The sequence below is a fragment of the Paenibacillus sp. SYP-B3998 genome (assembly GCF_010820665.1).
Taxonomy (GTDB): domain Bacteria; phylum Bacillota; class Bacilli; order Paenibacillales; family NBRC-103111; genus Paenibacillus_E.
Map to the genome: position 1 here is coordinate 1 of NZ_JAAIKC010000022.1, position 26,693 is coordinate 26,693.

The following is a 26,693-nucleotide window of genomic DNA, read 5'->3' on the forward strand; positions in this document are numbered from 1 at the left end:
AGCCGTTTCTGGATACAATTCTCCAGCAAAATTCCCAATCTTAGGCACTAAAAATATGCACAAAGCGAGAATTGGGATTCCAATAAGAATAACAGCTATCTTCAAAAAGAGTGTTTTTCCTCGTTTCGTAAACTGCACCTCACTTATTTAATGTCAGTTTTTACTTTACAACATAATTTATCGTTTTACAATAAATTAATATCGTTTTTGATAAAAATAAAAAGTATTTCTCATTACAAAGAAATGCTCTTAATTTTAAATGTTAAATTTACAACTTATTCAACAAAACTGCCCGTTAGCGGAGCGAAGGGCTGTAACGCTGCAACGCTTGCCAAATACAACTTATTTCTCTCAGCGACAATCGGTACAACTTTTATGGTGATCCGACAAGCCTGCCAACATATCGCGTTTGTTGGTGAAACCCCTAACCCAAAGAAAATCATTGCATTCGAGTTTACTCGAAGGTATATACTTGGTTCATGGAAAACTTATTAAGCATTCGACAAGTCGCTACTGTCACAGGTCTTAGTGTCCACACACTTCGCTATTATGAGAATATAGGTCTGCTATGTTCCATTGATCGCAATGAAAATGGGTATCGATGTTATTCTTCAGCAGACATTACTTGGATTGAGTTTTTAACTCGTCTTAAAGCCACTGGAATGTCAATTACCAAAATGCTAGAAATCGCCGAACTCCGGAGGCAGGGTGATTCAACTCTAACTGAACGGAGGATACTTCTCGAGGATCACTATGAAAAAGTTCAACAACACATGGTTGAACTTCAGGAAAATCTAAATTTGCTTGCACATAAAATCGTTATTTACAAGGAAATGGAGGACAATTTTGCAAAAGAGCATTAAATAAGTATATTTACGATAAAGTATCATACCATCTCAAGAAATATCATATCGGTGTGGAGCTGCCTGAAACCAGCAACACCAAATGATATTTTTGAGAGCGCATATCAATGGAAACCATTTCATTCCATTTATTGTTTATATAGGATTTAGATCAAATAGAGGAGATGATACCCATTCACATGAAAAAGCCATTTCTTACTTATATCATCGCTCTCGGCATATTTGGAATCATCAATACGGAACTTGGTGTTGTGGGCGTTTTACCGCAGATTACGAAGAATTTCCAAATCAGCGTTTCCCAAGCAGGTTTACTTGTAAGCATGTTTGCTCTTATCATCGCGCTTTCGGGCCCGTTTATGACATTATTATTTTCAGGAATAAATCGTAAAAAAATCTTAGCAGGTGTCATTGCCCTTTTTGCAATCTCCAATCTTGTTTCAGCATTCGCCCCTAACTACACGGTTCTATTAATTGTTCGTGTCCTACCTGCTTTTCTTCATCCCGTTTATTTCTCAGTTGCATTTGCGGCTGCTGCCAGTTCTGTCCCAAAAGAACAAAGTGCCAGGGCAGTGGGCAGAGTTTTTACAGGCGTAACTGTAGGGATGGTTTTAGGGGTTCCGATCACATCATTTATTGGGGATCAGTTTTCACTTGACGCTGCATTTCTCTTTTCCGCAATTATTAATGTTATCACATTTATCGGAATTATAAGTTGGATTCCATCCCTACCAGTAACAGAAAAACTGTCCTACGGGAAACAATTGAAAGTTTTGGTGAAACCTCAATTATGGCTTAGCATTGCAGCCGCTTGTTTCATTCTTGCAGCATTATACTCCGTATATGCCTATTTTGCTGAATATCTTGGAAAAGTAACGAACATGAATGGTAAAACAATAAGTGCCATGTTGATTCTTTTTGGGGCGAGCGGTGTTTTCGGTAACCTGCAGACAGCAAAGCTATTAAGTAAAAATATGATCAAAACTACCATTTATTATCCTTTGGTCATGGGAGTGATTTATTTATTGATATCTTATGCAGGGGCATATATCATTCCAATGACCGTTATTATCATAGTATGGGGGGCTATTTTTACCGGCGGTCTCATTGTAAGCCAAACTTGGTTAACTTCTGAGGCATCAGAAGCACCTGAGTTTGCCAACAGCTTGTTTGTATCCTTTGGAAATTTGGGTGTCGCATTAGGCACCGTAACAGGTGGCTGGTTTTTATCCCAACTGGGAATACAACGGATTATTTTTAGCGGTGCAATTTTTCTAATGCTTGCATTCATCTGTATTGGACTAAAAATAAAGCTTTTTGATCAAAAACAAGAGAAGATCTATCAATCAAACGATTGATAAAATGAACCAGCGGCAGATCAGGACGCAAAATAGTCCTAGACTGCCGCTGTTTTTAACTCGTCCCAATTACCCTTGTACTGCACACATTGTTCTTTCGTAAAAACTGAATGACAACAATTCCGCAAACGTATCCCATCTAGCCTTTGAGTCTTCAGTTCTGCTCCCTTTCTGATTCAATTATCGTTCTCGGTTAGCGTAACGAAAGGCTGCCTAGCGACAGCCCTTCTCAGTGTTGAACTATAGTTTTTCGTTAGTTGAATGAATCAGGAGCCCATGTAGAAATACCATCCCCGGGAGTGGCGATGACAAGCATCTCATTACCGGTGTATCCTTACTGTAACTGTGAAAACACAATGGATTTCTTCCCATAGCTAACTGTGATTCACTAAAAAGACGCTCCTTGCAGGAGTGTCTTTTCTCTTTTTAGACCAATTCTAATTAAGGCTTCATTCCGATCTGAACAAAGAAGAGCCTAAAGACTCAAAAATAGAAAGCAAGTCTAAATGGGGTCCCACCAGCAAAACGCGGATTAACAAAGTTAAGGGGGAATTTACCCAAAGAACATCTATTTTTACCACGATAAGAAGTCTTGCCGTACTGAAAACCCTTGCCAATCCTTCGTTCTCAGTCATTAACGAAATCGATCTGTCTGTTTGAGATATACCCCAAACTGATGTCAGACTGCAGTCTTAAAATCGTCTAGATAGGGTCGTTCTCGTCTTTTTCTGACGCCTCATTCACCGACTCTATGAGCCTAGCTGGACACATTGACGGCTCAGCGTTGTAAATCAGCGTTTTGTTGGCGATACCCCGTTATGATTATAAAAAAAGGGCAGGGTTTAAAAAGATTTAAGATTGTGGATATCTGCACTTATCTTTCATCGTATTGTTAATAATTAAAGACATGAAGGATTGAGAGATTGATAGAGGGGATGGCGGACGTAGCCCACCGGGAGGAGCTAGGAGGAATAGAACACCTTTGTATCCTAGCTGGTTCATGACCGATTTCACACTATCTAATTGACTGCCAACAAATATATGGGTTATGGCTTTTTCTGCGAACTCTTTATTTTCAGCATTCAACTAAATCACCTCAGCTGGCCACCACAATTACTTTATAGAAGTCTTCAATGCTCCACATTAGACTCAGAGGTTAACTGGTACACATGTATTTTAGCATGAAGCTCAAATGCGGTAAAAGCCAATTTATTGAGCTCCTTCGTAACGATCCCACGCTCACTTTGTGTTGCGGTTCTCCACGCTTTCTGTAACTGCAAATTTTTTAAAAACGCCGATCCGCACCTTGCAAAAACAACTTTTCTTGGGTACAATTTCCATAATAAACCTTGTAGGAGGAAATCCAATGCATCCTCAAAAAGTCCCCCGTTAAGCCCGAGGTCCTCCATCCATGTGTTAGTCGCTATTCACCCAAATTAATCAAAGGGAGATGCACGCTAATGCACATGAATGGACCTGTAAATATTACACGAAACGAAAGACTCCAGACCTGCCACGAAATTGCTTCGAGATTACGTGAGGTATACCGAGAACGAATCCTTGCCATTGGGGTCTACGGTTCTGTTTCCAGAGGTACAGACGGTCCTTTCTCGGACATTGAGATGTTTTGCGTACTAAATAAATCAAGCGAATCCGTAGATTTTAGCTATGAATGGTCGGCAGGGCCATGGAAAGCAGAAGTGGACGTCTGTAGTGCGGACATTCTCCTTAATTCCGCCTCTACTGTTGAGGGAAGATGGCCTTTGACGCATGGACCATTCTTTTCTCAACTTAGCCTGTATGATCCAAAAGGCTTTTTCCAAAAATTAAAGGAAGCTGCCTTAGCACCAACAAAGGAAGATTTCAGGCATGCAATCAATGAAGTCCTTGTAGGGGAAGTGTACGAGCTTATTGGGAAACTAAGAAATGTCAGTCTTAACGGCCCTCACACCTACTTGCCGTACTTGGCAATGGAGTTCGCCCAATACGGAGCGATGTTAGTAGGGTTGCACAACCAAAGACTTTTCTCGACTGGCTCAATGGTTCTACCGGAATCACTAGAACTGCCTAGTCGTCCAGAAGGATTCGACAATGTTGTTCGGATGGTTATGTCTGGAGAATTAGCAGAACCTTCAAAGATCGTTGCAGCTTGTGAAAATTACTGGAATGGCCTTGTGAATTGGGCAGCCGAACATGACTACGTAATTAGTACACAACGAATCCCCTTTTGATCTGCAAATGCGACACTTACATTAATATATTATGATTTTGATATGCCAAAGACCCCTTTCGCGAGGGGTCTTTTTTGGATGCGAATCATCAAGACTTGGTAGGATGTCGAATCTCTCCCCATACAGTATTCGCTGAACTACTAAACTCTCGTTAGTTCAACAAAAGGATGCTCCACGCCTTCGCTTAGGCTACGTCCTCCTCATTATATTCCATTTCGAAAATACTTTATTTTCACTTAACAGATTCTTCAAATCTGTTTTAGCATGGTCTCGGATGGACTCGTAAAAGGTTATGAAACTTACATCTCTTGATTTTCCTAGTCGAGGTCGACCATATACAATCATTCATGGAACCCCTTCGACCTTTGTTGGTTACTTGAACGCTTCATCAAATGCGCTTTCCATTTGCTCGGCCTCCTCGGATACTACGAAAAAGATATAGTTTCCTTTCTTTTTTAGGACATGCTTCTCAACGAGAAAATATTGGTCCGGACGATAATCTTTAAATTTGACCTCTTGCGCTTCTATTCTTTTCAATATTTTCTCTTGGATGCTCTCCAGTTGATTTGCATCCTTCACTTTAATGACAGTCAGTTCGTCGGCTTTTATATTGGTTACAGCTGTATAAAGAATAAAACTCTCTACTTCCTGAGGTTTGATTTGATACAACTTTTCCAGTTTATGCGTATCATCTTCTTTCAAGTTATCAAGCTTGACTGTCTGTTTAATATGTTTTCCCACTTCGAGGGCTGAAAGATGACTCTCTCCTTCTTCCTTGCTAGAACAACCTACTGAAGCACCGAAGACAATGATATATACGAATATGCCCATAAACCATTTTTGGTTGATATTTTCAAATTGCTTTATCATTCGATCCCCTCACTTATATTTTTAATTGAGGGATCTTCAAAAAATGTATTTACATTATATAGAAGCAGCATGTCATTAATCTGATTGTCAAATAGGAGCGTATTCAAATTCTTTTCATAGTATCTAAGGTCTACAACATAGATTTCACTAAAATGTGGCGCTAAAAAGGGAATAAAGCAGTTGGCATAAGAATCCTTGACCACGAGCAGCTTCCTGCCCTCTGGATTGCCCGTTGTTATTTTTACGAGCGGATAATTCCCATCTAAAAAGACAGTATATTTATCTTTTTTGCGGATATTATCCATCTCGTAGAGAGAATCCGTGCTTTGATTCTCATCGACATACTCTACTTTGTAAGCTACCTTCTCCTTCGGTGTAAAAAGTTCGATACTATCTGGATTTAAGTGTCTGAATCCGCTTTTGGAATAGAGCGAACCGTAGAATTCATCCGTCACCTTCGTAATGTTGAAATACGCCTCATCCTTAGGAGTAAAGCCCATTTGTTCACTCAACGCCCGATATCCATAATAAGCGCCTCTTGTGGTCCAATGGTGGTCCGTTTGATAGAAAATATACTCTTCTTTTTTAGAACTTAACGCGGGATATAGATTGAGAAATCGAATGTCTCCGCGGAGAGATTGTTTCACTTTATCGATATACATCAACTCATCGCTGTCCGCGACATAATCAGGGAGTTTATTGTCCAATACGCTGGCAGCCGTTGGCACGAGCATCACAAATTTACGTAGTGTAGGTGTGGCTATGTCGAAGGAATTGATCGCTCCTGCCTTTTCTTTCAAGTCCTCCGCTGCAGGTGGACTAAACTTCTGGATCAGGAATCCGTCCTTACCCAAGTAAACTCCGTTACTTTCCTTTTTCCCGAGAACCCGATCCGCATCTGATTTCACTCCGATCCACAAATTTCTTGCCATAAACTGGTCAGATATATATTTTTCATAATTAGAAGTGAATTTCCCAGAGACAAGGCTTTGAAATGAGAATTTCGGCAGCTGCTCCAAATTCCGATTCTCCGAATCTGAAAATATTTTATTCGGATTGAATAAATTGAGTACAAGTATAAGTGCTATAAACAATAAGAGTACTATGGCCATCAAGTATTTATTCAATTTATCATATCTTTTCAGAAAATCACCTCATTCTAAGGTGGCTAGCGTAGCAGCCATACGATTAAAATCTAAAGTATAAGAAAGGGTTGTAGGTTTCATTGACCAAATAAGCTGTTGAAAGAACCATTAAACTGACATAAATCGCCTGAGCCACGATAACGCCTGACATGTTCAACTTGTCTTTGAGGTATTGAAAAGCCCTTTGGGGAAGCGGTGTTGCGCAAATCGCCACAACCAGTAACAATCCGAGATTCGTCGATAAATAATACAGAGCCTGACGATCCGCAAAATCATGCGTGCCGAAACCAAACATCGTTCCGATGAATTCCATCGCTACAAAAAGATCTTCGAATTCAAAGAGTACCCACCCTACAATCACGATTATCAATGTATAAAGATGTCCTACAAAGCTAGGTCTATGCGTAAGCCATTTTAGTAGAAACAGCTTTTCAACCGTTACAAACAAACCAAAGTATAGTCCCCATAGAACGAAATTCCAACTTGCCCCATGCCATAATCCGGTCAGCAGCCATACCACGAACAGATTTCGAAACTGCTTCAGCTTCCCTACTCGATTACCGCCAAGCGGAATGTAGACATATTCACGAAACCAAGAGCCCAGTGAGATGTGCCACCTACGCCAAAACTCCGTTACGCTTTTGGATATATAGGGATAATTGAAGTTCTCCATGAAATTAAACCCAAACATCTTACCCAGCCCCCGTGCCATATCTGAATATCCACTAAAGTCAAAATAAATTTGGAAGGTAAAGGCCAAGATGCCGAGCCATGCTGAAAGCACCGTAAGATCGTCCATCGGCGTTACTTTCACACTCGTCCAAAGCAGTCCGATATTATTAGCAAGCAGCACTTTTTTGGCAAGCCCTCTAATGAATAATTCTGCGCCTTCACCAAACTGATCCAAAGCCACTTTTCTTGCAATCAACTGCTTGGAAATATCGCCGTATTTCACAATCGGACCCGCAACAAGCTGTGGGAACATCGTCACATAGGAACCAAAAGATATCATATTCTTTTGTGCAGCTACTTTATCCCGATAGACATCCACTATATAAGACATCGTCTGAAAGGTATAAAAGGATATTCCTATTGGAAGCGGCAGAGCTGTCACATGAATATTCAAGTGGAATAGTTGATTGATATTATCTACGACAAAGCCATAGTATTTGAAGAAACAAAGTATCCCTATACTAACGACCAAGGAATTGATAAATATCGCTTGAGCAATCCACTTATGACTTCTATACTTCTCGATCAGCAAACCGTTCATAAAGTCGAAACCCGTAGAAAAGATCATGATGAGTATATATAGCGGTTCACCCCATGCATAGAACACCAAACTTACGACGAGCAGGACAAAGTTCCGAAGAACCTTAGGTGAGACATAGTAAACAAGAATCGTCAGAGGCAGAAACAAGAAAAGAAATATAAGACTACTAAATACCAACGTTCATCTACCTCCTAAGCAAAACGCCTATTTCACTTGATCTTTCAAAAAGTCTAATAAAAGCGTGTAATATTCTTTTTTAAAATGGATGCCATCTGTATCGTGCAAGTTTTGATTATTTTGAAATACCGGAGATAAATCAATGAATTTCACCTGTTCCTTTGCAGCTAGCTCTTTCAGTCCCTTATTATAATCCTTGATATTTTTATAACGAGGTTCTTCCTTCTCGGCCTCCGCTGTAACCGGTGTAACCGATACTATCATGATGTTGGCATTTGGCAGTTTCCCCTTGATTTTATCGATCAATATCGCGTATTGCGTCATCGAAAATTCCTTGGGATTGTTAGTCGGCCATAAGATATCATCCGACCCCAAATGGATAAATACATTTTTCGGGTTTTTGCTTGCTAAAACATCGACGTCATCCAATGCGAATAATGCCGTTGCACCGGCTTTCCCCATCACATTCGCGTCATCCAAAATCTCGTGAAAGGACAGTCCTTCGGTAATCGAATCTCCCAAAAATACACTTGTTCTAAAGATGGATTTATAGGATTTATCCACTGTAGTGGTTGATTCATATTGTTGTTCATTTGCCCCAGAGGCCTGTTCGCCGTCTTGATTTCCGCAGGCTGCGAGGGATATAGTGAGTAAACCGATAAATAGCATGGCCATATATTTTTTTAACATTTCAAAATCTTCCTCTCTTTTTTAAGTTAAGCAACTGAATTTAGTTAGGCTATTCGCCTGTACCTTAAATACACATGTAGCAGAAACAAGCAATAGGATAGCGGATAAGGCAAGGATCATACTTTTTTTATAATTGGATCTCCTCTCTATGCAAACTCTATCTAGTTGAAATATTCATTTCATAGAGTTATTTTAATAGAGGCAGATGAAGATAAAGCGGAGTCGAAATAAAGATGAGGTGAAGATTACGCGAAAAAAAACCACTTTTCCAGACGTTAAAAAACACGTCATGAAAAGTGGTTATTAAGTATTTAAACTTGTTTCTTTAACCAGAAGAAAAACAAAACCCCGTCTTCTGTGTTCACCGCGCCGTATGACATACCATGTAACTCCAATATATTCTTAGAAATGGCAAGTCCTAATCCGGTCCCGCCTCGTGCTCGGTTGCGTGCCATATCTCCACGATAGAAGCGGTCCCATACTTTATCTAGTTGATCTGTGGGAATGTGAGCCCCCTTATTTTCAATACACACCTTAACCTGATCTTGTTCTTCATGAATTGAAATGAAAATGTGTTCTTGTTCTGGTGTATAGCGAATCGCATTCGTTAGAAAGTTGGTAAGAACTTGCTCGATCCGATGTTGATTCGCCATGACTTCAACGGTTGCAAGCTTGGTATGCACATGAAGTTGTTTACCGTTGAATTCCACAGATAGTTTTTCACAAATCTCTTCAATGAGTTTATCGATGCTAAAGAGATCCATCTTCATTGAATACGTGCCTGATTCAAACTTGGCCAACTCAAGCATATCCACAATCAACAGATCCATTTTATCCACTTCTTTGTCCATAGCTTCGAAATAATGATCTTTTTTATGTGTAGCAACGCCATCCTTCAGAATCGAAATACAACCTTTCATAACACTAAGAGGCGTCTTTAGCTCGTGAGATACCCCTGAAATAAATTCTCTTCGTGTACGTTCTAATTGCTTTTCTTTCTCAATGTCCTTCTGCAACTGTTCGATATAGGTATGCAGAGTTTGAGAAAGAGAATTGATACTTTGAGACAAGTCACCAATTTCATCATTGGATCGAATTGCAATCGTTTCCGAAAAATCTAAGCTTGCAATCCGTTTAGTCATCTTATTGATTTGCAGCAAGGGTTTCGCGATCTTTCTAGAATAGTAGAAAGCAGCAAAAACAATGAGAAACATAACTATAGCAATCAAGTACACATAATAATCTTGGAGCATCTGTACGGCTTCATCAACAGGTTGCAGCGAAGCTATCGAGAAAATATAACTGAATGTACCATCTTGCTCTTTGATCGGGTCAATGAACAGCTTGTATTTCACTTCGTTTTGCGTGAAATCAAGAATTTGCAAGGAATCATAGCTGTATTTCGTATCATCGAATATTAAAGCGGCTTGAAAATCCTTCAATCTGTCCATATACAAGCTATTCGTATAAATTAAACTTGAGGATTCACTTCCATTTGGGAATTGAACTTTGGTAATTGTACCGTTAAGTAAAATCTCAGGAGATATGGATTTAACTGTATTTGAATTTTCATTTTCCGTTTGAAGCTCGTATATCTTTTTGGAAATTTTCTCATTCTCCCAATACATATTGGATTCTTTTCCCACCAATTGTACAAGATAAGGAATTAACGCAAGGCCCTTCTTATATGCTGAAATAGAAACACGTGCTTTCGTGGTCAGAAGGAGTTTCGCTGAACTTGGAACACTCGTTATAATCTCATTAATGTTTATCAAATGATAGAGCGGAATGGTCATCGTTTTACCAGATGACTCCTTGTTAGATTTAATTGCATCCATCTTGACTTCCACATAGAAATCATTCACATTTTTTAAGTTACCTAGGCTATCTAATGTCGTAATCCATATATTATTTTGCCTATAAAAATCCTGCTCCAGCTTCTGAATTGTAAGTACATTCCCGCCACTTTTTAAATAATCATCTTTAAAAGATTGGATATTGGCTTTAATGTCATTCACTTTTCTGTTTGCGTAGTATTGCTTGAAAAATATCGTTTGCCCTAGATAAATCGTAGCTAATATAAATAGACATAACAGGGTGGTTAGCGTAAATAATTTAGATACAATGCTCATTCTCATGCATTACCCTCGAACTTATAGCCTGTCCTGACAATCGTAGTAATTAGTTTGGATTTATTCCCAAGCTTACTTCTTAGGTTACGGATATGGGTGTTCACTGTGCGATCATCGCCCTCGTATTCATAACCCCAAATTTTCGTGATGATCTGATCTCTTGAAATCACATTGCCTTTATTTTGCATGAGATAGGCTAAGATCTGGAACTCCGTATATGTCAGGTAGACATGCTCCCCCTCAATGGTTAGCGTACGAGAAGGGAAGTGCATCCGAATCCCAAAGGCAGTTAAGGCATCACTATTTGACTGCGATACAGAAGCATCCGATAGTCGCTCTTCCCGATTCCTGCTATCAATCAATCTTTTAGCTCTAGCTAATAAGACAGCTGGGCTATATGGTTTAGTTACATAATCATCTGCACCTAACTCAAATCCGAGCAAAGTATCATCTTCGTCTACTCGTGCCGTCAACATAATGATTGGAACATTGGATGACTTCCGGATTCGTCTACATACAGACCACCCATCTAATTCAGGCAGCATGATATCAAGAATAATCAAATGAACTTCATGATCTTGAAATAACGTTAATGCATCTTTCCCATCTACTGCTTCTAAAACCTGATAGCCTTCATTCAGAAGATAATCTTTAACTATTTCACGCAAAATATCTTCGTCTTCTACGATCAAAATTGTTTTTTGCATATAATTGCTCCTGCTATGTTTTTGGATAACACTAATACTGGGATAACTTATTTATATTTTTTCTTACTGAAAGGTTTTTATAAATTACTTATAACATAGCCAAATAAAGATTGTGTAAAGATAATTTGGGCTAGTTCAAATTTCAACTACAAAAAGGCATCGAAGTAATCTGTCCGTTAGCTCAATAAACAAGAGGACCTGCCGCGATGCTGGCCCCTCGATTATGGTTCTTCATTAGTTTAATGGTATAATTAACTGTAGATAATCTAAATTACAAATAGTGAGGCGGTAATTAGAATGGAAACAGTTAATCAAACAATAACGGTAGAAACCACGGTACATGCACCAGCTGAAAAAGTGTGGGAATATTGGACAGAACCACAGCATATAACGAAATGGTCTTTTGCTTCTGATGATTGGCATGCACCAAATGCCGAAAATGATTTAAGGGTTGGCGGCAAATTTCTTACAAGATTGGAAGCAAAGGATGGAAGCTTTGGATTTGATCTTGGTGGAGTTTATGATGAAGTGAGAATTAATGAATTTATCTCTTACACAATGGGAGATGGAAGAAAAGTTGCAATCACTTTTATTCGTCAAGAAAACGATACTAAGGTAATTGAAGCTTTTGAAGCAGAAACCACCAATTCCATTGAGATGCAAAAAGCAGGCTGGCAGGCGTTTCTAGACAATTTTAAAAAATATAGTGAAATTTCTAAATAAGATTAGGATATAGTGAATCGGACATGCAGCTTTAATCATAATTATTGAAGCATTAATTTAAACCTTCCGAATGGAAGGTTTTTTATGTTAAGAAAATTAAAGTTTAGAGACTAATCGCCGGGTGTTATAAACAATGCTCTGCCAGGACGTTAACTGCGGATCGTATTTGCATATAAAACACAGTATTGCGTTAAACTGCCCGATACTTTAATAAACGAAGAGGAGCTGCCGCGAAGCAAGACCCTCAACCCTCGTTAGATTCCTGTAGATGGATAAATTTCGGCTTTGTAAAAAAACGAGCGCCTCAGTACGATGGAAGTACGCTACGGGTCAAAAGCCCTTTATTCCATCATCCAGGAGGACGCTCTACTATGAAGTTTAAATCACAAGATAAGCAAAATCAACTCATTGAAAACATTACCGTTAATCACATTGTTGTTGGTGTAGACATTGCTCAGGAGGCTCATGTTGCTAGAGCAGTTAACTTTCGTGGAGTCGCTCTCGGTAATCCTTTAGAATTTAGTAATGACGAAGATGGTTTCAAATCCCTCGACAATGGATTCGCGACTTGTTAGCTTCATATAAGCTATCTAAAATAATCGTTGGTATGGAACCGACGGGTCATTACTGGCTCAGCCTTGCTGGTTGGCTCAAAAAAAAGCAATTGAAGCCGTGCTTGTTAATCCTCACCTAATCAAAAAGAATAAAGAAAACCGCGACAATACACGTTCTAAAAAGTGATAGAAAAGATGCTTTAGTTATTGCCGACACGGTGAAAAACGGCTACTATTCCCCCGTCCGTTTCCATTCTTCTGAGTACGAGGAGCTCCGAGTCCTGATAGCTAACCGAGAAACAGTCGTTAAAAGGCTTGTAAGTGCAGTTAATCAGATCCACCGTTGGGTCGACATTGTCTTCCCTGAACTGAGGCAAGTCTTTAAGATCTTAACTTGCAAAGGTGCATTGTTAACCCTTCGGCTTTTTCCTCTCCCAACTGATCTATGTAAACTAAGTCCTGACGATGTCATTAAAGGATGGCAGAAATCCATGAAACGGCATTCAGGTGTGCGTAGAGCCCACCTACTCATCGATCTTGCCAAGCAAACCTAATGTCCAAGTAAAAAAGCTTAAAAAGATGAAATCTATCATGAAGTTATGTGGAAAGTTAGCTCGCCTCTTAGTCGGAATGGCTCGTAGTGATGAAGCCTACAACCCAACTAAAATCTTTGCATTGACAGCTTAAAATAAACCTTACCCTCACGCAAGTTGGCGTATTCGCAGGGTGACATAGAAAGCACGGAGTATCGGGATACGTTACGCAAAAGGGCTCCGACCCGTTCCGTTAGAAAGACCGACCTCCACCCCTTGGATAGATGTGACGAAGGAATGAAAGGGCTATTGACCCGTTGAGACATGGGAGTGAAAATCTCTAAGGGCATCGTGGAGAAACGTGCAGCATTTGGAATGAATTGGGTGAGTCAACTCCACCTCTGTTCCCGTATGCCTTTTAACGACTCGCCCTCAAATATCTAGCTCTCTTTCATTCATTATTGAAATATAAAAGGATGAAATCCTGCGAATAGACGAGCTTACGTGAGGAATTTAAATCATACCGAGGGAGTTACTTTAATTTCGTTTCAGAACCAACTAACATGCCGGGCAGGGTGGGATCCTTGCGAATCATTCAACAAAAGACCGCCCTGTCTCTAGAGCGGTCCCTTGTATTCGCGTATCGCCTTTTCGCTTATGGAACCGGAATTTCTTTTTCCATAATAAAATCATCCATGACAAATCCATTCCCGATATCCACAATTTGTTCCCGTACGGTCCTGAAGCCTTTTTTCTCATATATCGCAATACTGGATTCGTTATGACGATTGACCGTCAGCCAAATATGGCTTAGGTTTCGGTCTTTACATAGCTGCTCCAGGAATGCCAACGCTTGGCTGGCATAGCTGTGTCCCCGGTGCTCCTTGCCTATATAAAACTTGCTCAGGAAGAGCTTCCCCTCTTCTTGTCTGGCCGACATATATCCGACTGCGGAGTTATCGTGATGGATCAAGTAATATTCGTAGCCCTGATGATAGATTTGATCCGTAATCGCTGGAACCTCTTGGAATTTGCCAATCATGTAATCTATCTGCTCGATTGTAATAATGGATACATAATATTCACGCCATATTTCTGCCGCCAATCGAGCAACCTCTGCGATTTCTTTCGCTGCATTCACGTGTAGAAACATTAGCTTCATGACATGTGCCCGCCTTTCCTAGATCTCTCGCTTCATACATTCAATAGAATATCATAAATTTCAGCCGAAGGTTAGTCGCAACTAGCGAAGCATGAAGGTAAGTAACTTTACCAGCTGCTTTTGTTGGCTTCACCCATGACTTAAATTCAATACTAACCACTGCGATAAACTACGCTAAACTCCCCCTTAGCTCAACGAGGCTGCCGTTTCATACCGGCAGCCTCGTCCTGGTGATTGTTAAACTATAGTGTCCCGTTAGCGGAACCCCTTAATGATGCATAGAACTTCGTTAGTGTTGTATGGGAGAGAGGGTGCAGATCGGCTGCGTACTTTGTTTTCTATAATTATGGGCTTCTCTAGTTTTTTTAAGCCTACTTAATTGATATTATAAAAAACCGTTTTGCCTTTAAGCAAAGATTTACAAAGTTAAATCAGACTTGGTATATGTTCACGTATCCACATATGCTTATCTTTTCTACCTACCAGAAATGCGTAGTATTCGCATATATTCAAAAACATCAAGTCCTCTAACTGTGCAATGTCAAGCAGATCATCCCGTAATTCATTTTTAGTAAATAGGACACCCACCCATACCCATAGCGACATCACTTTCGTAATATCCAAACCCCGATAATCCGAAATCAATAAATGAAATTCCCTTTGATGTACTTGAAATTCCACGGTGGTGATAATACCCATTTTTTCGACTGATCGCAATTTGGTCAACATGTTATTTACCCACGCAATCCCCAATTCGGGTCTTATAAAACTTGAACCTTGCTTAAAACTCCGCGAAAACTGATGTAAATATGGAATACAGCGGAAGCCGTAGCGAAGTTCATACAAATAACTATGACTACTTATTTGTATGAACCGGTCACGCAATCGACGATGCTTATCGGGGTCAGGTGCCTGAACGAGCAACGATACCAAGGCTTAAATCATGGACTTAACAGCTGATCTTGTTCCTTCGCGTTCTTTCCGTACTCAGTGTGCTGGAACCCCCATCCACACATATCGCCCATAATCGTACTGAGTGTTTGCCCGTGCTCGGAAACGAAGTATTCAACTTTGGGTGGAATCTCCTGATACACTCTCCGAATGATCACTCCGTCCCGTTCCAGCTCGCGAAGCTGATTGGTCAGCATGCCTTGGGTGATTGTCGGAAGCATCCGTCTCAGCTCTCCGAACCTCTTGGTGCCTTCATTCAGCAGGATGTATAGAATGACTGGCTTCCATTTCCCCCCAATCACTTGAAGGGTAACCATGATTCCTTCAGTTAGGAAGGATTTACTTATATCTTCGGGCATACACTTACTCCTCGCTTGCTTACATTTTTCTTCGAATGCTGTTATTGTAACAAATAATACAGATATAACCAATACGCCGAAAAAACATACTTAGTACGGTTTGCCATACTTTAAGCGAACCCAGGCGTGATCTAAGGTACGCTTAATCTGACCTAGTATGGAAAAACAGCGTACTTTACAGTGCTCGAATTCTCTTGAATAATAGGGGTGTCAGGTGGAAGAAGCCCTGACGCCATCTACTAGCAGAGAGAGGAAGATCTTCATGAAAATTTTAGTAATTGTCGCACATCCGTCCCTGGAGCAATCCCGAGCCAACCGCGCTCTTATTCAGGAGCTGAGTCTGGATGATAACATTGATGTCCACAACCTTTACGGGGAGTATCTGGATTGGACCATCGACATAGACAGGGAGCAACAGCTGCTGACCAAGTATGACCGGATCGTGTTTCAATTTCCTTTGTTTTGGTACAGTACCCCGCCACTGCTCAAAAAATGGTTCGACGATGTGTTGACGCACGGATGGGCGCATGGGACAGGAGGAGATCATCTGAAGGGCAAGGAGTTCATCATGGCGACAACAGCGGGCGCGAGCGAGCGGGATTACCGTTCGGGCGGCAGCAACGAATCCACGATCAGCGAGTTCCTAAGACCGATACAGGAGACCGTCAAGTATATCGGCGGAGTATATCTGCCTGACTTCGTTACGTACAATGCAATGGAGGCTACGGATGAGGAATTGAGCTTGGAGGCCCGCAAGTATGTAGAACATATTCGTGCTTCCACAAAGGTACTCGTTAATTAATCAGAGGTTCTCGCCGGTGTTCTCATTCTTTGTGATTCTGCTAGCGAGTTCCGAAAACACTTACCTGTGAATTATCCAACACCAAAAATTCAATTGGTTGCCCTTACTCATTGGTTAACAGATCGTAATGCACGAAATGTCCCAAATCAACAAACCATATTTTTCTTCTTGATGATTTTCTAGGAGCAGGCGTTACGATGAGAGTTAATAGGGTTAACGACTCTGTTGATAAATGCAAAAACGCAGCTTGAATTCATATCCAATAGTATCTGGTAAAGAACATATTTCTTTGGCTGCTCTCTCAGTAGAGGGGCCTTTTTCTTTTGGAATGGGATATCTTACTACGAGGAGTAAACAAATGCGAATTATTAAAACCCAACAAGACATCACCACGCTACAATTAGCCAACCTCTTCCCAACCCTACTCCCCGACATCCAAATCCACTTCAACCAACTGCAAGACGAAATTGGTGTTGAATGTGACTGTCTCTTTGTGCTGGACAGATACGGCTACATTGTCATTCTAGAAGCTGGCGACAACCTGTACGATTTGGAATGCTTGGGTCTGCACCGAGAGGATTGTGGATTGCTTGGCAGTATGCCGGAGTAAGTAGAAACACTGCAACAGAGTGACATGACCGTATACAGGATTGTCGTCCCCTGTAGCTACCAATGGAACGCTCGCCCTCCGTCAATCAGAGGATGCACAAATAGCCCGAATCATCGACAGAAACGGGATTTTTCGCAAAAAATGACTAAGGGTAAACTCTATCGTTCAAAGTCTCTTTCTAGCAGACCTCGCCAAAAAGCATGCCGTTACTTGTGGTATGGTTCACCGTAACATTTATAGAGCGAAATGAAGGAAACCCTGATTGGGTGTCCTTCATTGTAGAGACAAGGGTTAAAAACGGCATTTCTACTGAGCAAGATCGACCAATCTGGCCGTCTTAGGATCGTAAACCACATTGGTAATCGAGCCATCCCGAATACGTTTTACCGCTTCATCAATCACATGAATTGGCACAAGGAACCATTCTTGCGGCCGTACAGGGTGGCCGAAGCGGTCATGGATAGTGAGGTCGAGCTAGCCCAGACTCGGTACACTCCGTATCACAAAACATTCAGGTAAGTGGATAGCCCAATTTTCTGTCATGATTCCAAAATCTGACAAAATAGGCAAAAGTATTTTAGGCGTTGACTTAGGGCTGAAAGTCCCTGCGGTAGCCATCACAGACGATGATAAAGAACAAAGATGGATGAAAGACAAAGACCACAAGGTTAGTCGTGAAATCGTCAGTTTTGCAGTTGAGAATCAGATTTCTGTCATTCGCTTAGAGCAACTAACGAATATCAGGCAGACGACAAGAACAAGTCGTAAAAACGAAAAGAATGCCCGAAATGTTCAGAAAAGAACAAGGCACACGATAGAACATACAAGTGCCAATGTGGATTTGAGAAACATCGTGATATTGTGGGAGCGATGAACATTCGCTACGCACCTGTGGCAGATGGTAACAGTCTGTCAGCCTAAGATGAAACATGCACTGTCTTAGGAGGGGCGATGAGACGCCCTAATCTTGAGAGTTGTCCAAAGCAGAAATGGATTGAGGACGTTAACTACTCAAGAATCCCAGTCACGTTAGTGACCTTGCGGCTTTAGCCGTGGGAATGTCATGTGAACCATTTTCTCATACATTGAGTTCGTACTAGTAACAAACACTAGATCCAAGTATCATTGGCTGCAGTTAATTCGGACTCAGTACCGTCATTGTTTACTATGCTTCTAGGCTCCACCAACATGATATGGCATTCCTTTTCGGCGGAAGGCTTCATCTCGATCCCCTTCGGGAGAACAATCATCTCACCCTTGGAGATTTTAACCTGACCATCACGAAAATCAATGATCATCTCCCCTTCGATCACCATAAATACCTTATCGGTCTCTTCATGACTATGCCATTCAAACTCCCCGGCAATCTTAATGAGTTTAAATTGATAGTCATTCATTTCACCAATGACTTTCAGAGACCAAAGATCGTTAAGTTCAGATAGTTTCTCATTTAGATTAATCGCTTGGTAATGGATAGTAATCACTCCTTATTTTTTGGCCTTCAAGCTACAGTTACAGAGAACAGGCAAGAGCTAACCATTATCTACTTACGCAAGGCAGTTAATATATTTTGCATAGCGTATTCAGTAGCTAATGGCCCACCAGTAATAGCGGAATTATCCATTAAATAGACATTGCCTTTCTTTACGGCATTCATAGCATTCCATACATTACTTTGTTTTAAGCCATTCATTAATTGTTCCTCTTTTGTAATGTCACCTATAAGGAAAATATGGTCTGCTTGAACAGTTGACATTCCTTCAAACGTAGTAAATTCATTATTAGCACCTGTATATGTATCATCTGGTGTAAGCCCCAGTCCCTTTTCTTTATCAAACGCAATTTTATAGACCGGATTTCCTTCACCTAGAACATTAAAAGTTTTTCCATCCCAAGACAATATAAGTGCTACTGTCTCTCCTTCCATCGACTTTAATACTTCACGCCCAGTTGTGATTTCTTTCATCATTTTATCAATTACTTTTTCTGCTTCGTCTTCTTTTCCAATAATCTCGGCTACTGTACGGAGTCCATATTGCCAATCTTCATAGATGTCCTTGTATTTTAATGTAATGACTGGCGCAATTTTATCTAGTGAATCATACACTGCTTCATGATGCTCTGTTGCTAAAATAAAATCAGGCTTAATAGATAAAACTTTTTCAATACTAGGAGACACTTTATTGCCTAATTCTTCAGCTGAATCCAGCTTTCCTTTTAAATAAGATAAAGAAGATAGATACTCTTTTTCAGTCGAAGCAGCAGGTGGCTCACCTAATGCAACTAATATTTCAGGATAAAAATACCATAGTGAGGCTATTTTTTCTGGTTTTTTCTTGATAACAATTTCTTTACCTAAGGCATCCTTAAATGTTCTCGGCCAATCAGTTGCATCTACATTAACTGCTGATGTAGATGCGCCTTCTTTAGTTGATCCTTTATTTTCAGCAGGTGCTTCATTACAACCTGCTAGTATGCCTGCTAATAATAGCATTGAGACTAGCAGTCCTTTAATCTTTTGCATACGAAATTCCTCCAACATAATGGTTTCTTTAGTTAACCATTATTATAGTAAAGTAATTTTTAGATTAGAATGGATGCATGTTGAAATTAGCATGGATTATTGATGAACTTCTTTCGATATTCAGTAGGAGAAATGCCACATTGTTTCTTGAACACTCTACTAAAATAAAAGGGGTCAGCCATTTCAACCGTTTGCGCAATTTGTTGTACAGGCGCATCACTTGTAAATAGCATTTCTTGCGCCATGTTTATACGATATTTTAATAAATATTCTGCTGGTCCCATACCTGCATGTCTTCTAAATATGTAAGAAAGTCGATTTCGATTAACGTTATGTTGTTCTGCAAGCGATGCGATTGTAAGGCTTTGATAATAATATTCATGAATATAATTAGATACCCGTTCGAATAAAGTATGCGATTCGCAACTATTTTGCCTATTATCAACACATACTAAGGCTTCATTCAGTACGTCACGAAATAGCATTTCGGTCTGAAACATCGAAATGCCTCCACGCTGATTATACACATGCCAAAGACGCATAATTAATTCAATAAGACGAGGAGATGGTCCTGTTGATAATTCAAAATGCGGTATTTAAATACTCAAAATTTCGTCCTATTTATGATACGGTTCCCCTCGATTGATCTTAACTGCCCATAGTTTAATAACAGAGCCTAAGTGTACACAATTATTAAAATCAAATACATTCGAGCAATACTTTCACATCTCATCTATTCTTTGCGAACCAACAAAATTGAGCATTCCACATGTGTCGAGTTCAGTGACCTACGTACCTATTTCACTTTTAACATTGCTGCTTCTACCTTTAACTCAAATCTCAGTTTTACCACTACGTGAGATACGCATCAACGTATCATTATTAAACTAAGTAGAGTAAAGGACTGGGGGGCCCAGCCCCTCCTCATCAAACCGTACATGCAGTTTTCCCGCATACGGCTTTCCGACGTTCTTCATCTTGGGCAGTACGGTTTTTCCAAGTGCATAATGTTTTCATTCCTGTACGTTGAAGCAGAATATGCATCTCCGACCAATTCCGCTTGCGCTTCCTGTGTTTGTTATTCCAGAACTGTCTCAATCTCCTCAGAATGTACCAGTCAACTTTTGTAAGGAAACGGTTTTCCATACTTCGATCCACATCCTGATGAGCGTAGAAGTTACGCCATCCTTGGATCATAGGATTCAGTAGCTCGACCATCAATTTTAACGACCAGTTTAACCGGCCTCTGGATGCCGTTTTTTCCTTCAAACGAGTGCGCATCTTCTTCATCGCTTTCTTCGATGGAAAGCTTCGAAGTCTATACATAACCCTTTTTTATGGAGATGCGGCATCTTCCTGTGGTGAAAACCAAGAAAGTCAAACCCATCCTGATTCTTCCATAGACATACTAACTTTGATTTTGACGTGTTCATGGTTAACTCTAGTTTTCCGAAGATGGCCTTGAGTACATGAATAGCTTCGAGTGCCTGCGGCTTGTACCGGCAGAGAATGACAAGATCATCTGCATACCTGACTAACTTGCCCAGATGAGAAAACCGTTTTTTCCCATATCGTATCGAGGTAGTTGAGATAGATGTTGGCCAGAAGAGGAGATATTACACCGCCTTGTGGGCTTCCAATCTTCGTTTTGTGCCATACGCCATCCTTCATTACACCTGCTTCAAGCCACTGTCTAATTAACTTTAGAATGCGCCTGTCGCAGATGCGTTCTTCGACCAGTTTCATCAGCTTGCTTTGGGAGATATTATCGAAGTAGCCAGTAATATCTACGTCGACCACCCAGTTGACGGCGGCTCCCCAATTGATGCTTTCCCGGATGCTCTTTATAGCCTGGTGAGCCGACCGCTTGGGGCGAAATCCGTAAGAGCAATCTTTAAAATCTGCTTCGAATATGCCTTCGATCACCAGTTTGGTTGCCATCTGAACAGTCCGGTCACGGACTGTTGGAATGCCCAAGGGACGTGTCTTTCCGTCAGGTTTCGGAATCTCTTTCCGTTTGACCGGAGACGGTCGGTATTCCCCATTCATTAGCTGTTGCCTGATCTCTTCGATGAAGAATTCTTCACCAATCTCTCGAAGGATGAATTCGATTGATTGTCCATCGATGCCAGCACTTCCACGATTGGTTTTCACTCTTGTCCATGCTTCTTGCAGGATATCTTTCCGGAATACTTTGTCGTACAGCGCATGAAACTTACGCGTTGGGTTCTCCTTAGCCGCAAGATAGAGGGTATTTTGGAGTCGTCGAGCGTTTTCATTGGTGGCGTTAGCCGTGTAATCGGCATTCACTTGCTCTTACCTCCTTGATATCCCGTAAACGAAGTGGGGTATTGCCTTTCGGCGCCCTTCCCTCCCCGGGGTTATGTTGTCCGCCGGATCGTTGGTAGTATGGCCCCCTCCGACTCCCTTCCCGCAGCTCACCATTTCACCTTTAGGGCTTATAGGTTTGCTCGTTACGAAAAAAAAAACTTCGTGCGGGGGAGGGTCTCCCTAGTTCCAAACACAACTTTCTCTGCATGCCGCTCCCTTTACACCGGAGGGTTCTTCTGCGCTGCATTCCAAGTTCTTCGCGCGTTCCATGGCCTTCGCCGGGGCAGTCGTGGCTCGGCTCCCTCTTGTCCCTTTCGGGTTCACTTTCACGATGCGGTAGGATTCATTTTCATTACGGCCTGCAGATTTGCTTCATCGCGCAAATCGCGACTTTTCACAGGGCTTCAGCCGCCGGATTTCGCCGACGTCTGCCTGCTAGCTACGGGGGCGGCTTGGACCTTACCCCGACTGAACTTGCATCAGTAAGTTGTGCCTAGCTTGGCTAGGCGCGCACTGCCCTTTAGCTTAACAAAACAAGGAGCAGCTGCCGTGGCAAACTGCTCCTTGTTTTGTTGAACTAACGTTCTTCGTTGGCACAACAGGCCTACTTGATCTTTGTTGTGAAGCTATCGTTTTTAGTTACTGAACTCATTCTCATTTGGTATCGAAGTGTGATTTGAAATAGAATCAATTATTAAATCCCAATCGTCATAGTGAAGCTCATGCCCAGTACCTTCCAATGTCAGTAAAACCGCAGCCGATATTTCGTTAACAAGATTTTTTCCGTGTTCATAAGGGATAATCGGATCTTCAGTACCGTGTATAACCAGAGCGGGAACTTTTATTTCACCCGTCCTAACTAGATAGGATTCTCCACCTACCAGCATGCCGTGATTATTCATACTAGCCATATTGTGGCTTCTTTTCACTTCTTCTTTAGCCAAATTATAAATTCTTTTTTCATCGAAAGAATGCTTTGAACCTACTAGAATTCTTGATCTACCAATCGCGAATTCGACAACCGCTTGTTCGTTCGTCCAATCTATTGCTCCCACATTCGAGAAATAATCCATAATCCTTTCCTCCATCAGGGGGAGATCCGGAGCAAAATTGGACGTTGATAGGAGGGTAATCGTTCGAACTCTCCCCGGATGCCGCAGAGCTATGATTTGAGTCAGCATTCCGCCCATGGACATGCCTACGATATGCGCTTGCTCAATCTCATAAGCATCCAATACTCGAATGGCATCATCTGCCATGTCTTCGAAAGTATAGCCCGGTTGACCAAGTTCATAGGTCGTGGAACGTCCTACATCGCGGTTATCATAGCGAATTACATAACGTCCAGCATCTGCCAAGCGTCGACAGAATTCTTCTTCCCACCAAATCATTGAGGATTGGGCACCCATAATCAATAATATTGCCGGATTTACTTGTTTCCCGAAACTTTCAGTGCATATTTCAATTCCATCTATTTTTATTAGTCGTTCGTTCATGTAAGATCACTCCAATGTTTATATAAAATAAAAAAACACAGGCTATTGGCCTGTGTATATAGTAATCGAAAAAAGAATTTGGAAATGAACGCAATATGATGATTACCTTATGATGGACTCGCAGTCCCGTCACCAGATAAATCAAAAGGGTTCATTACATTTTCTATAAATTTAGTCTACACGAAATGAGGGTAGAGCTGTCCCTACCTCCAATCGCATATAACTAAATTAGGTTACCTTGTAGGCAAACCATTCTTCGATTACTATTTACACAACATAGCCGTAAAACACTATTTAATTCATTGTGTAAAGGAAATATCGAAAAATTAGTTAGCCACACGTAACCCCTCCGTCCTTATCAATTAAAGTAATCCTAACACATGATGAATTTCTATGTCAACAATTGGAAGATACCCTTGCGCTAACTGCATAAAGCTCAACTAGTATAATACTAAACTTCCTGTGCGATATAATAAAGGGTTCCACATATTAGTCATGTATAATATGTAGAACCCTTTATGTTTAACCCCCTCGTTACGATACAGTTTTCTCACGCATCATCGCTTATTCGCAGGATTTCACCGTTGTTAGAAGAGAAGAAAGTTAGGAAGAGAGCCCCCGTTAGAGACCTTGGCAACATGAATGCACACTTAAATAGAGGGCGAGGAAAATAACCCATATATTCCCATGTGCTACACGCATTCTCCACGCCGCCCCTGGAGGGTATCACTCCCATGTCTCAACGGGTCATTGCCCTCTCATTCCTTCGTTACCCCTTTCCAAGGGGTGGAAGCCGGTCTTGCTATCGTTACGGGTCGGTGCCCTTAGGTTAAATACCTCCGGTACTCCGTACTTTCTTTCAAATCCTGCGAATATGCCAATCTACGTGCAACCAAACGGTATTTCGGTTATGCCACTTGCTGAAGGGGAAGAGCTTTATGTGGGATGTAAACTTGTCCAGTGCGTGCCATACCGACCAAAATTCGAGCTAGTTTGCAAAATAACTTCATGATGGACCTCATCTTCTTCATCTTCTTTACTTGTACATTGTGTGCATGAATCGCCTGAAACTCTAGATTGTTCCTCACGAGACTCATGGTCATCATAAAGATGTAGCGACGAAGACGTTATCTGCCACGCTTGTTAATCTTCATTTGCCCCACCCATTTTCCTGAACTTGCTTCCGCTAGATTGAGACCGACATGACGCAGCAAGGCATTTCCGTGAACAAAGCCGCTCAAATCCCCAGCCTCACCAAGAATACCAGCTGATGAAATGGGACTAATTCCTTTGACAGCAAGCATGGACTTTGCGAAGGGAATACGCTCAAGTACGGAAACAATCACACGCTCTACGTCCCGTAATGGTTAATTACATTACCCCAAAATAAAAATTTCCACAGCAAGAAGTAGAAAGAGCCAGAGGAATAGTACCCCCTGACTCTTTTGGTTTCTTGCTATTGGCTTAGTTCAACCCGGTCCAACATTGCTTTGATTTGTTGGTTTAGGTTCAAGCGTTCAAGACTACCGTCAACGCTTCAGCACGTGTGGAGGACTCGTCTGGCTTGAAGCTACCCGTTGCATCCCCGTTCATGATACCTGCTTTTGCCGCTTGAGCAATCGCGTCTTTAGCGAACGAGTTGTCAATATCGAAGAACTGCAGCGAAATATTGTGCCTGTTATCAAAGGTCGAACATTCATAAGAGCGAAGCTAAGTAAAGCTAATCGGTATTCCAAAACGAGACGATGGGGCTTAAGCGGGCATAACCTGACAACATTGGCGGCTAGCCCCTGTCCTCTTACAGCACCGTACATGCGGGTAAACGCATACAGCGGTTCCAAAAAAGTTAAGCTTCAGTTAATTTCCCAAGGGTCTCTACCACGAGTTCGCCATCATGCAGGCCGCCTACTCGGGTATACCAAGGATGCGAAATTGCGCAGTCTTGCCTATAGCCGCAACTTAAAAGTTAGGGATTGATTCATAAGAATCCCTGTATTCTAAAATAGAATAATAAATACTCGTCATTTTATACCAAGTTCGGAAGTCTACAATTCCATCTTGCGGTATGGTGAAAATTTTTTGAAAGGCTTCAACGGCTTTTGTCGTTGTTTTACCGAATTTACCGTCTAATTGAAATTTAGGTATTTGATTGTATTTTTTGGATATCTCGTCTAAATAGACTTGAATTTCACGCACATCAGAACCAGATGCGCCTTCTTTTAGGATGGTTGCAGGAGGGGGAGTGGGACGACCTTGGAAAATTACACCGGGAGCTGCTGTAATTTCTATCGGTTTATAACATGGTTCATAAAAATGTTTAAGAATGTCTAGATGCTTAGATCCTTGTTTTGCAAGTTTTTCGCTTTCGTATTGACCTAACTTACAACGACTTGCATACGCTCGATATTCGGTTAGAAATGGTTGCTTTAATTCATGGTTTGGATGTTTAATATATTGATCAAAGATAGTATCTACTACTTCTACTATTTCTGCATAAATCGTTTGTCTAGGAGCGTATTTATGGTCAAATTGGATCCTTGATGTAATATCAAATCCTTGATATGTTTGTGTGTATAGGCGATTTAAAGTAAAAGAAATAATGCAAAGAATATTAGCGATTAAAGCTTCTTTATGCCAATTAGAATAAATTTCTCCACAAGCTACTTTTGTGATATAATCTGTAAATTTTACTTTATAATTAGATGCAGATCTATCTTTGGGTGCTCCATCGTGTACGATAATATATTCAGGTATTAAAAGCCCTATAGCAGGCGGACCGTCAGGACGTGAGTGGTTTTCTAGAATAGTTAGTGGATTTACATCATGTATTATAGGTTCGGGCATCTCTAATTTATGTGGGGGAATTGTGTATTCTTCTGTAGGGCGATAACCCCCTCTATGAGGAGTCATTTGAATTTCTTGTATGCCTGAAGTACTTGGGACAACTTGCACACCATCAATTTTTATAGTGTTGTATCCACGAGCTGAAACAGTAACAGAATATATAGAGTAAGGTTCTTTAGCTGGTAATGTGACTGTTTGGGTTTGACCGGATTCATTGGTTTGAATTGTTATATTTTGATTATTCCCTGTTATTGTTACCGAGGCTCCAACAACAGGTTTGGCTTTGTTTCCCTCAAATAGAAATACGATTAGTTTTCCAGCGGATTGTCTTATATATAAATTATGGCCATACATCAATTTT

24 protein-coding genes and 5 pseudogenes are annotated in these 26,693 nt (G+C 40.9%); 9 read left to right on the forward strand and 20 right to left on the reverse strand.

What is annotated here, in order from left to right:
* Positions 1–138, reverse strand: a pseudogene (locus GK047_RS27605) (DUF2975 domain-containing protein); the annotation flags it as partial.
* Between the two features lie 341 nt (positions 139–479).
* Here GK047_RS27605 and GK047_RS27615 point away from each other — a divergent pair.
* The 3 genes from GK047_RS27615 to GK047_RS27625 all read left to right on the forward strand — a co-directional run bounded on the left by GK047_RS27615 (position 480) and on the right by GK047_RS27625 (position 4,449).
* Positions 480–863 carry a MerR family transcriptional regulator gene (locus GK047_RS27615; RefSeq protein WP_163953793.1) on the forward strand — a complete coding sequence of 128 codons (384 nt, stop codon included), beginning with the start codon at positions 480–482 and terminating at the stop codon, positions 861–863.
* Positions 864–1,042: 179 nt separating this feature from the next.
* Entirely contained in the window at positions 1,043–2,218 is a 1,176-nt protein-coding gene (locus GK047_RS27620; protein WP_163953795.1) for an MFS transporter, read from the forward strand.
* A gap of 1,460 nt (positions 2,219–3,678) precedes the next feature.
* Positions 3,679–4,449 (forward strand): ANT(4')-I family aminoglycoside nucleotidyltransferase, encoded by a 771-nt coding sequence (locus GK047_RS27625; RefSeq protein ID WP_163953797.1) that lies wholly within the window; start codon positions 3,679–3,681, stop codon positions 4,447–4,449.
* Positions 4,450–4,821: 372 nt separating this feature from the next.
* Here GK047_RS27625 and GK047_RS27630 read toward each other — a convergent pair whose 3' ends face one another.
* From GK047_RS27630 to GK047_RS27655, 6 genes are all read right to left on the reverse strand, one after another.
* A complete protein-coding gene (locus GK047_RS27630) occupies positions 4,822–5,319 on the reverse strand; it encodes a DUF4358 domain-containing protein (RefSeq protein WP_163953799.1) in 498 nt (165 codons plus the stop codon).
* Positions 5,316–6,464, reverse strand: a complete 1,149-nt coding sequence (locus GK047_RS27635) for a DHHW family protein (protein WP_163953861.1) — start codon at positions 6,462–6,464, stop codon at positions 5,316–5,318. The genes GK047_RS27630 and GK047_RS27635 overlap by 4 nt, the downstream gene beginning before the upstream one ends.
* 43 nt (positions 6,465–6,507) lie before the next feature.
* Positions 6,508–7,914: an MBOAT family O-acyltransferase gene (locus GK047_RS27640; RefSeq protein ID WP_163953801.1), complete on the reverse strand. Its 1,407-nt coding sequence runs from the start codon at positions 7,912–7,914 to the stop codon at positions 6,508–6,510.
* A gap of 27 nt (positions 7,915–7,941) precedes the next feature.
* On the reverse strand, positions 7,942–8,604 hold the full coding sequence (locus GK047_RS27645) for a GDSL-type esterase/lipase family protein (protein WP_163953803.1): 663 nt from the start codon (positions 8,602–8,604) through the stop codon (positions 7,942–7,944).
* 311 nt (positions 8,605–8,915) lie between these two features.
* The gene (locus GK047_RS27650) at positions 8,916–10,742 is read right to left on the reverse strand and encodes a sensor histidine kinase (RefSeq protein ID WP_163953805.1); all 1,827 of its coding nucleotides are present in this window, start codon (positions 10,740–10,742) and stop codon (positions 8,916–8,918) included.
* On the reverse strand, positions 10,739–11,443 hold the full coding sequence (locus tag GK047_RS27655; RefSeq protein WP_163953807.1) for a response regulator transcription factor: 705 nt from the start codon (positions 11,441–11,443) through the stop codon (positions 10,739–10,741). The genes GK047_RS27650 and GK047_RS27655 overlap by 4 nt, the downstream gene beginning before the upstream one ends.
* Before the next feature lie 297 nt (positions 11,444–11,740).
* Here GK047_RS27655 and GK047_RS27660 point away from each other — a divergent pair, with 297 nt between their 5' ends.
* Both GK047_RS27660 and GK047_RS27665 read left to right on the forward strand, forming a co-directional pair.
* Positions 11,741–12,166: an SRPBCC family protein gene (locus GK047_RS27660; protein ID WP_163953809.1), complete on the forward strand. Its 426-nt coding sequence runs from the start codon at positions 11,741–11,743 to the stop codon at positions 12,164–12,166.
* Between the two features lie 371 nt (positions 12,167–12,537).
* A pseudogene (locus tag GK047_RS27665) lies at positions 12,538–13,271 on the forward strand (IS110 family transposase); the annotation flags it as partial.
* 637 nt (positions 13,272–13,908) lie between these two features.
* Here GK047_RS27665 and GK047_RS27670 read toward each other — a convergent pair.
* The 3 genes from GK047_RS27670 to GK047_RS27680 all read right to left on the reverse strand — a co-directional run bounded on the left by GK047_RS27670 (position 13,909) and on the right by GK047_RS27680 (position 15,725).
* Positions 13,909–14,415, reverse strand: coding sequence for a GNAT family N-acetyltransferase (locus tag GK047_RS27670; RefSeq protein WP_163953811.1), 507 nt, complete (start codon positions 14,413–14,415; stop codon positions 13,909–13,911).
* Between the two features lie 426 nt (positions 14,416–14,841).
* On the reverse strand, positions 14,842–15,144 hold the full coding sequence (locus tag GK047_RS27675) for a hypothetical protein (RefSeq protein WP_163953813.1): 303 nt from the start codon (positions 15,142–15,144) through the stop codon (positions 14,842–14,844).
* Positions 15,145–15,356: 212 nt separating this feature from the next.
* Positions 15,357–15,725 (reverse strand): winged helix-turn-helix transcriptional regulator, encoded by a 369-nt coding sequence (locus GK047_RS27680; protein WP_163953815.1) that lies wholly within the window; start codon positions 15,723–15,725, stop codon positions 15,357–15,359.
* Positions 15,726–15,987: 262 nt separating this feature from the next.
* On the opposite strand from GK047_RS27680, the gene GK047_RS27685 reads away from it, so the two are divergent.
* From GK047_RS27685 to GK047_RS27700, 3 genes and pseudogenes are all read left to right on the forward strand, one after another.
* A complete protein-coding gene (locus GK047_RS27685) occupies positions 15,988–16,527 on the forward strand; it encodes an NAD(P)H-dependent oxidoreductase (RefSeq protein ID WP_163953817.1) in 540 nt (179 codons plus the stop codon).
* Between the two features lie 358 nt (positions 16,528–16,885).
* On the forward strand, positions 16,886–17,137 hold the full coding sequence (locus tag GK047_RS27690; protein ID WP_163953818.1) for a hypothetical protein: 252 nt from the start codon (positions 16,886–16,888) through the stop codon (positions 17,135–17,137).
* Positions 17,138–17,618: 481 nt separating this feature from the next.
* Positions 17,619–18,058: pseudogene (locus GK047_RS27700) on the forward strand (zinc ribbon domain-containing protein); the annotation flags it as partial.
* Between the two features lie 188 nt (positions 18,059–18,246).
* Here GK047_RS27700 and GK047_RS27705 read toward each other — a convergent pair.
* The 9 genes and pseudogenes from GK047_RS27705 to GK047_RS27735 form a co-directional block, all read right to left on the reverse strand.
* Complete coding sequence (locus tag GK047_RS27705) at positions 18,247–18,612, reverse strand: cupin domain-containing protein (RefSeq protein WP_026010820.1); 366 nt, start codon at positions 18,610–18,612, stop codon at positions 18,247–18,249.
* Between the two features lie 68 nt (positions 18,613–18,680).
* Complete coding sequence (locus GK047_RS27710) at positions 18,681–19,661, reverse strand: ABC transporter substrate-binding protein (RefSeq protein WP_163953820.1); 981 nt, start codon at positions 19,659–19,661, stop codon at positions 18,681–18,683.
* A gap of 86 nt (positions 19,662–19,747) precedes the next feature.
* A pseudogene (locus tag GK047_RS27715) lies at positions 19,748–20,251 on the reverse strand (helix-turn-helix transcriptional regulator); the annotation flags it as partial.
* A gap of 337 nt (positions 20,252–20,588) precedes the next feature.
* The gene (locus GK047_RS29930; RefSeq protein WP_240344320.1) at positions 20,589–20,951 is read right to left on the reverse strand and encodes a group II intron maturase-specific domain-containing protein; all 363 of its coding nucleotides are present in this window, start codon (positions 20,949–20,951) and stop codon (positions 20,589–20,591) included.
* Positions 20,948–21,253 carry a reverse transcriptase domain-containing protein gene (locus GK047_RS30255; RefSeq protein ID WP_346010400.1) on the reverse strand — a complete coding sequence of 102 codons (306 nt, stop codon included), beginning with the start codon at positions 21,251–21,253 and terminating at the stop codon, positions 20,948–20,950. Before GK047_RS30255 ends, GK047_RS29930 begins: the two co-directional genes overlap by 4 nt.
* Positions 21,180–21,971 (reverse strand): group II intron reverse transcriptase/maturase, encoded by a 792-nt coding sequence (gene ltrA / locus GK047_RS29935; RefSeq protein WP_346010399.1) that lies wholly within the window; start codon positions 21,969–21,971, stop codon positions 21,180–21,182. The genes GK047_RS30255 and ltrA overlap by 74 nt, the downstream gene beginning before the upstream one ends.
* 656 nt (positions 21,972–22,627) lie before the next feature.
* Entirely contained in the window at positions 22,628–23,488 is an 861-nt protein-coding gene (locus tag GK047_RS27725; protein ID WP_163953822.1) for a PBB family alpha/beta fold macrolide esterase, read from the reverse strand.
* Between the two features lie 908 nt (positions 23,489–24,396).
* A pseudogene (locus GK047_RS27730) lies at positions 24,397–24,852 on the reverse strand (transposase); the annotation flags it as partial.
* 145 nt (positions 24,853–24,997) lie between these two features.
* Positions 24,998–25,156, reverse strand: a complete 159-nt coding sequence (locus GK047_RS27735) for an S-layer homology domain-containing protein (protein WP_163953863.1) — start codon at positions 25,154–25,156, stop codon at positions 24,998–25,000.
* Between GK047_RS27735 and GK047_RS27740 the strand changes: the two genes are divergently transcribed.
* Complete coding sequence (locus tag GK047_RS27740; RefSeq protein WP_163953824.1) at positions 25,100–25,465, forward strand: hypothetical protein; 366 nt, start codon at positions 25,100–25,102, stop codon at positions 25,463–25,465. The two genes, GK047_RS27735 and GK047_RS27740, sit on opposite strands and share 57 nt — an antisense overlap.
* On the opposite strand, the gene GK047_RS27745 is transcribed toward GK047_RS27740, so the two are convergent.
* Positions 25,448–26,686 (reverse strand): peptidoglycan-binding protein, encoded by a 1,239-nt coding sequence (locus tag GK047_RS27745; protein WP_163953826.1) that lies wholly within the window; start codon positions 26,684–26,686, stop codon positions 25,448–25,450. The genes GK047_RS27740 and GK047_RS27745 overlap by 18 nt on opposite strands.
* Positions 26,687–26,693: the final 7 nt, after the last annotated feature.

What these genes read in the sequence shown, in the direction of transcription:
- GK047_RS27615 (WP_163953793.1), top strand. Translation starts at nt 480, where the DNA reads ATGGAAAACTTATTAAGCATTCGACAAGTCGCTACTGTCACAGGTCTT.
- GK047_RS27620 (WP_163953795.1), top strand. Translation starts at nt 1,043, where the DNA reads ATGAAAAAGCCATTTCTTACTTATATCATCGCTCTCGGCATATTTGGA.
- GK047_RS27625 (WP_163953797.1), top strand. Translation starts at nt 3,679, where the DNA reads ATGCACATGAATGGACCTGTAAATATTACACGAAACGAAAGACTCCAG.
- GK047_RS27630 (WP_163953799.1), bottom strand. Translation starts at nt 5,319, where the DNA reads ATGATAAAGCAATTTGAAAATATCAACCAAAAATGGTTTATGGGCATA.
- GK047_RS27645 (WP_163953803.1), bottom strand. Translation starts at nt 8,604, where the DNA reads ATGTTAAAAAAATATATGGCCATGCTATTTATCGGTTTACTCACTATA.
- GK047_RS27650 (WP_163953805.1), bottom strand. Translation starts at nt 10,742, where the DNA reads ATGAGAATGAGCATTGTATCTAAATTATTTACGCTAACCACCCTGTTA.
- GK047_RS27655 (WP_163953807.1), bottom strand. Translation starts at nt 11,443, where the DNA reads ATGCAAAAAACAATTTTGATCGTAGAAGACGAAGATATTTTGCGTGAA.
- GK047_RS27660 (WP_163953809.1), top strand. Translation starts at nt 11,741, where the DNA reads ATGGAAACAGTTAATCAAACAATAACGGTAGAAACCACGGTACATGCA.
- GK047_RS27670 (WP_163953811.1), bottom strand. Translation starts at nt 14,415, where the DNA reads ATGAAGCTAATGTTTCTACACGTGAATGCAGCGAAAGAAATCGCAGAG.
- GK047_RS27675 (WP_163953813.1), bottom strand. Translation starts at nt 15,144, where the DNA reads ATGTTGACCAAATTGCGATCAGTCGAAAAAATGGGTATTATCACCACC.
- GK047_RS27680 (WP_163953815.1), bottom strand. Translation starts at nt 15,725, where the DNA reads ATGCCCGAAGATATAAGTAAATCCTTCCTAACTGAAGGAATCATGGTT.
- GK047_RS27685 (WP_163953817.1), top strand. Translation starts at nt 15,988, where the DNA reads ATGAAAATTTTAGTAATTGTCGCACATCCGTCCCTGGAGCAATCCCGA.
- GK047_RS27690 (WP_163953818.1), top strand. Translation starts at nt 16,886, where the DNA reads ATGCGAATTATTAAAACCCAACAAGACATCACCACGCTACAATTAGCC.
- GK047_RS27710 (WP_163953820.1), bottom strand. Translation starts at nt 19,661, where the DNA reads ATGCAAAAGATTAAAGGACTGCTAGTCTCAATGCTATTATTAGCAGGC.
- GK047_RS29930 (WP_240344320.1), bottom strand. Translation starts at nt 20,951, where the DNA reads ATGAAGAAGATGCGCACTCGTTTGAAGGAAAAAACGGCATCCAGAGGC.
- GK047_RS27725 (WP_163953822.1), bottom strand. Translation starts at nt 23,488, where the DNA reads ATGAACGAACGACTAATAAAAATAGATGGAATTGAAATATGCACTGAA.
- GK047_RS27745 (WP_163953826.1), bottom strand. Translation starts at nt 26,686, where the DNA reads ATGTATGGCCATAATTTATATATAAGACAATCCGCTGGAAAACTAATC.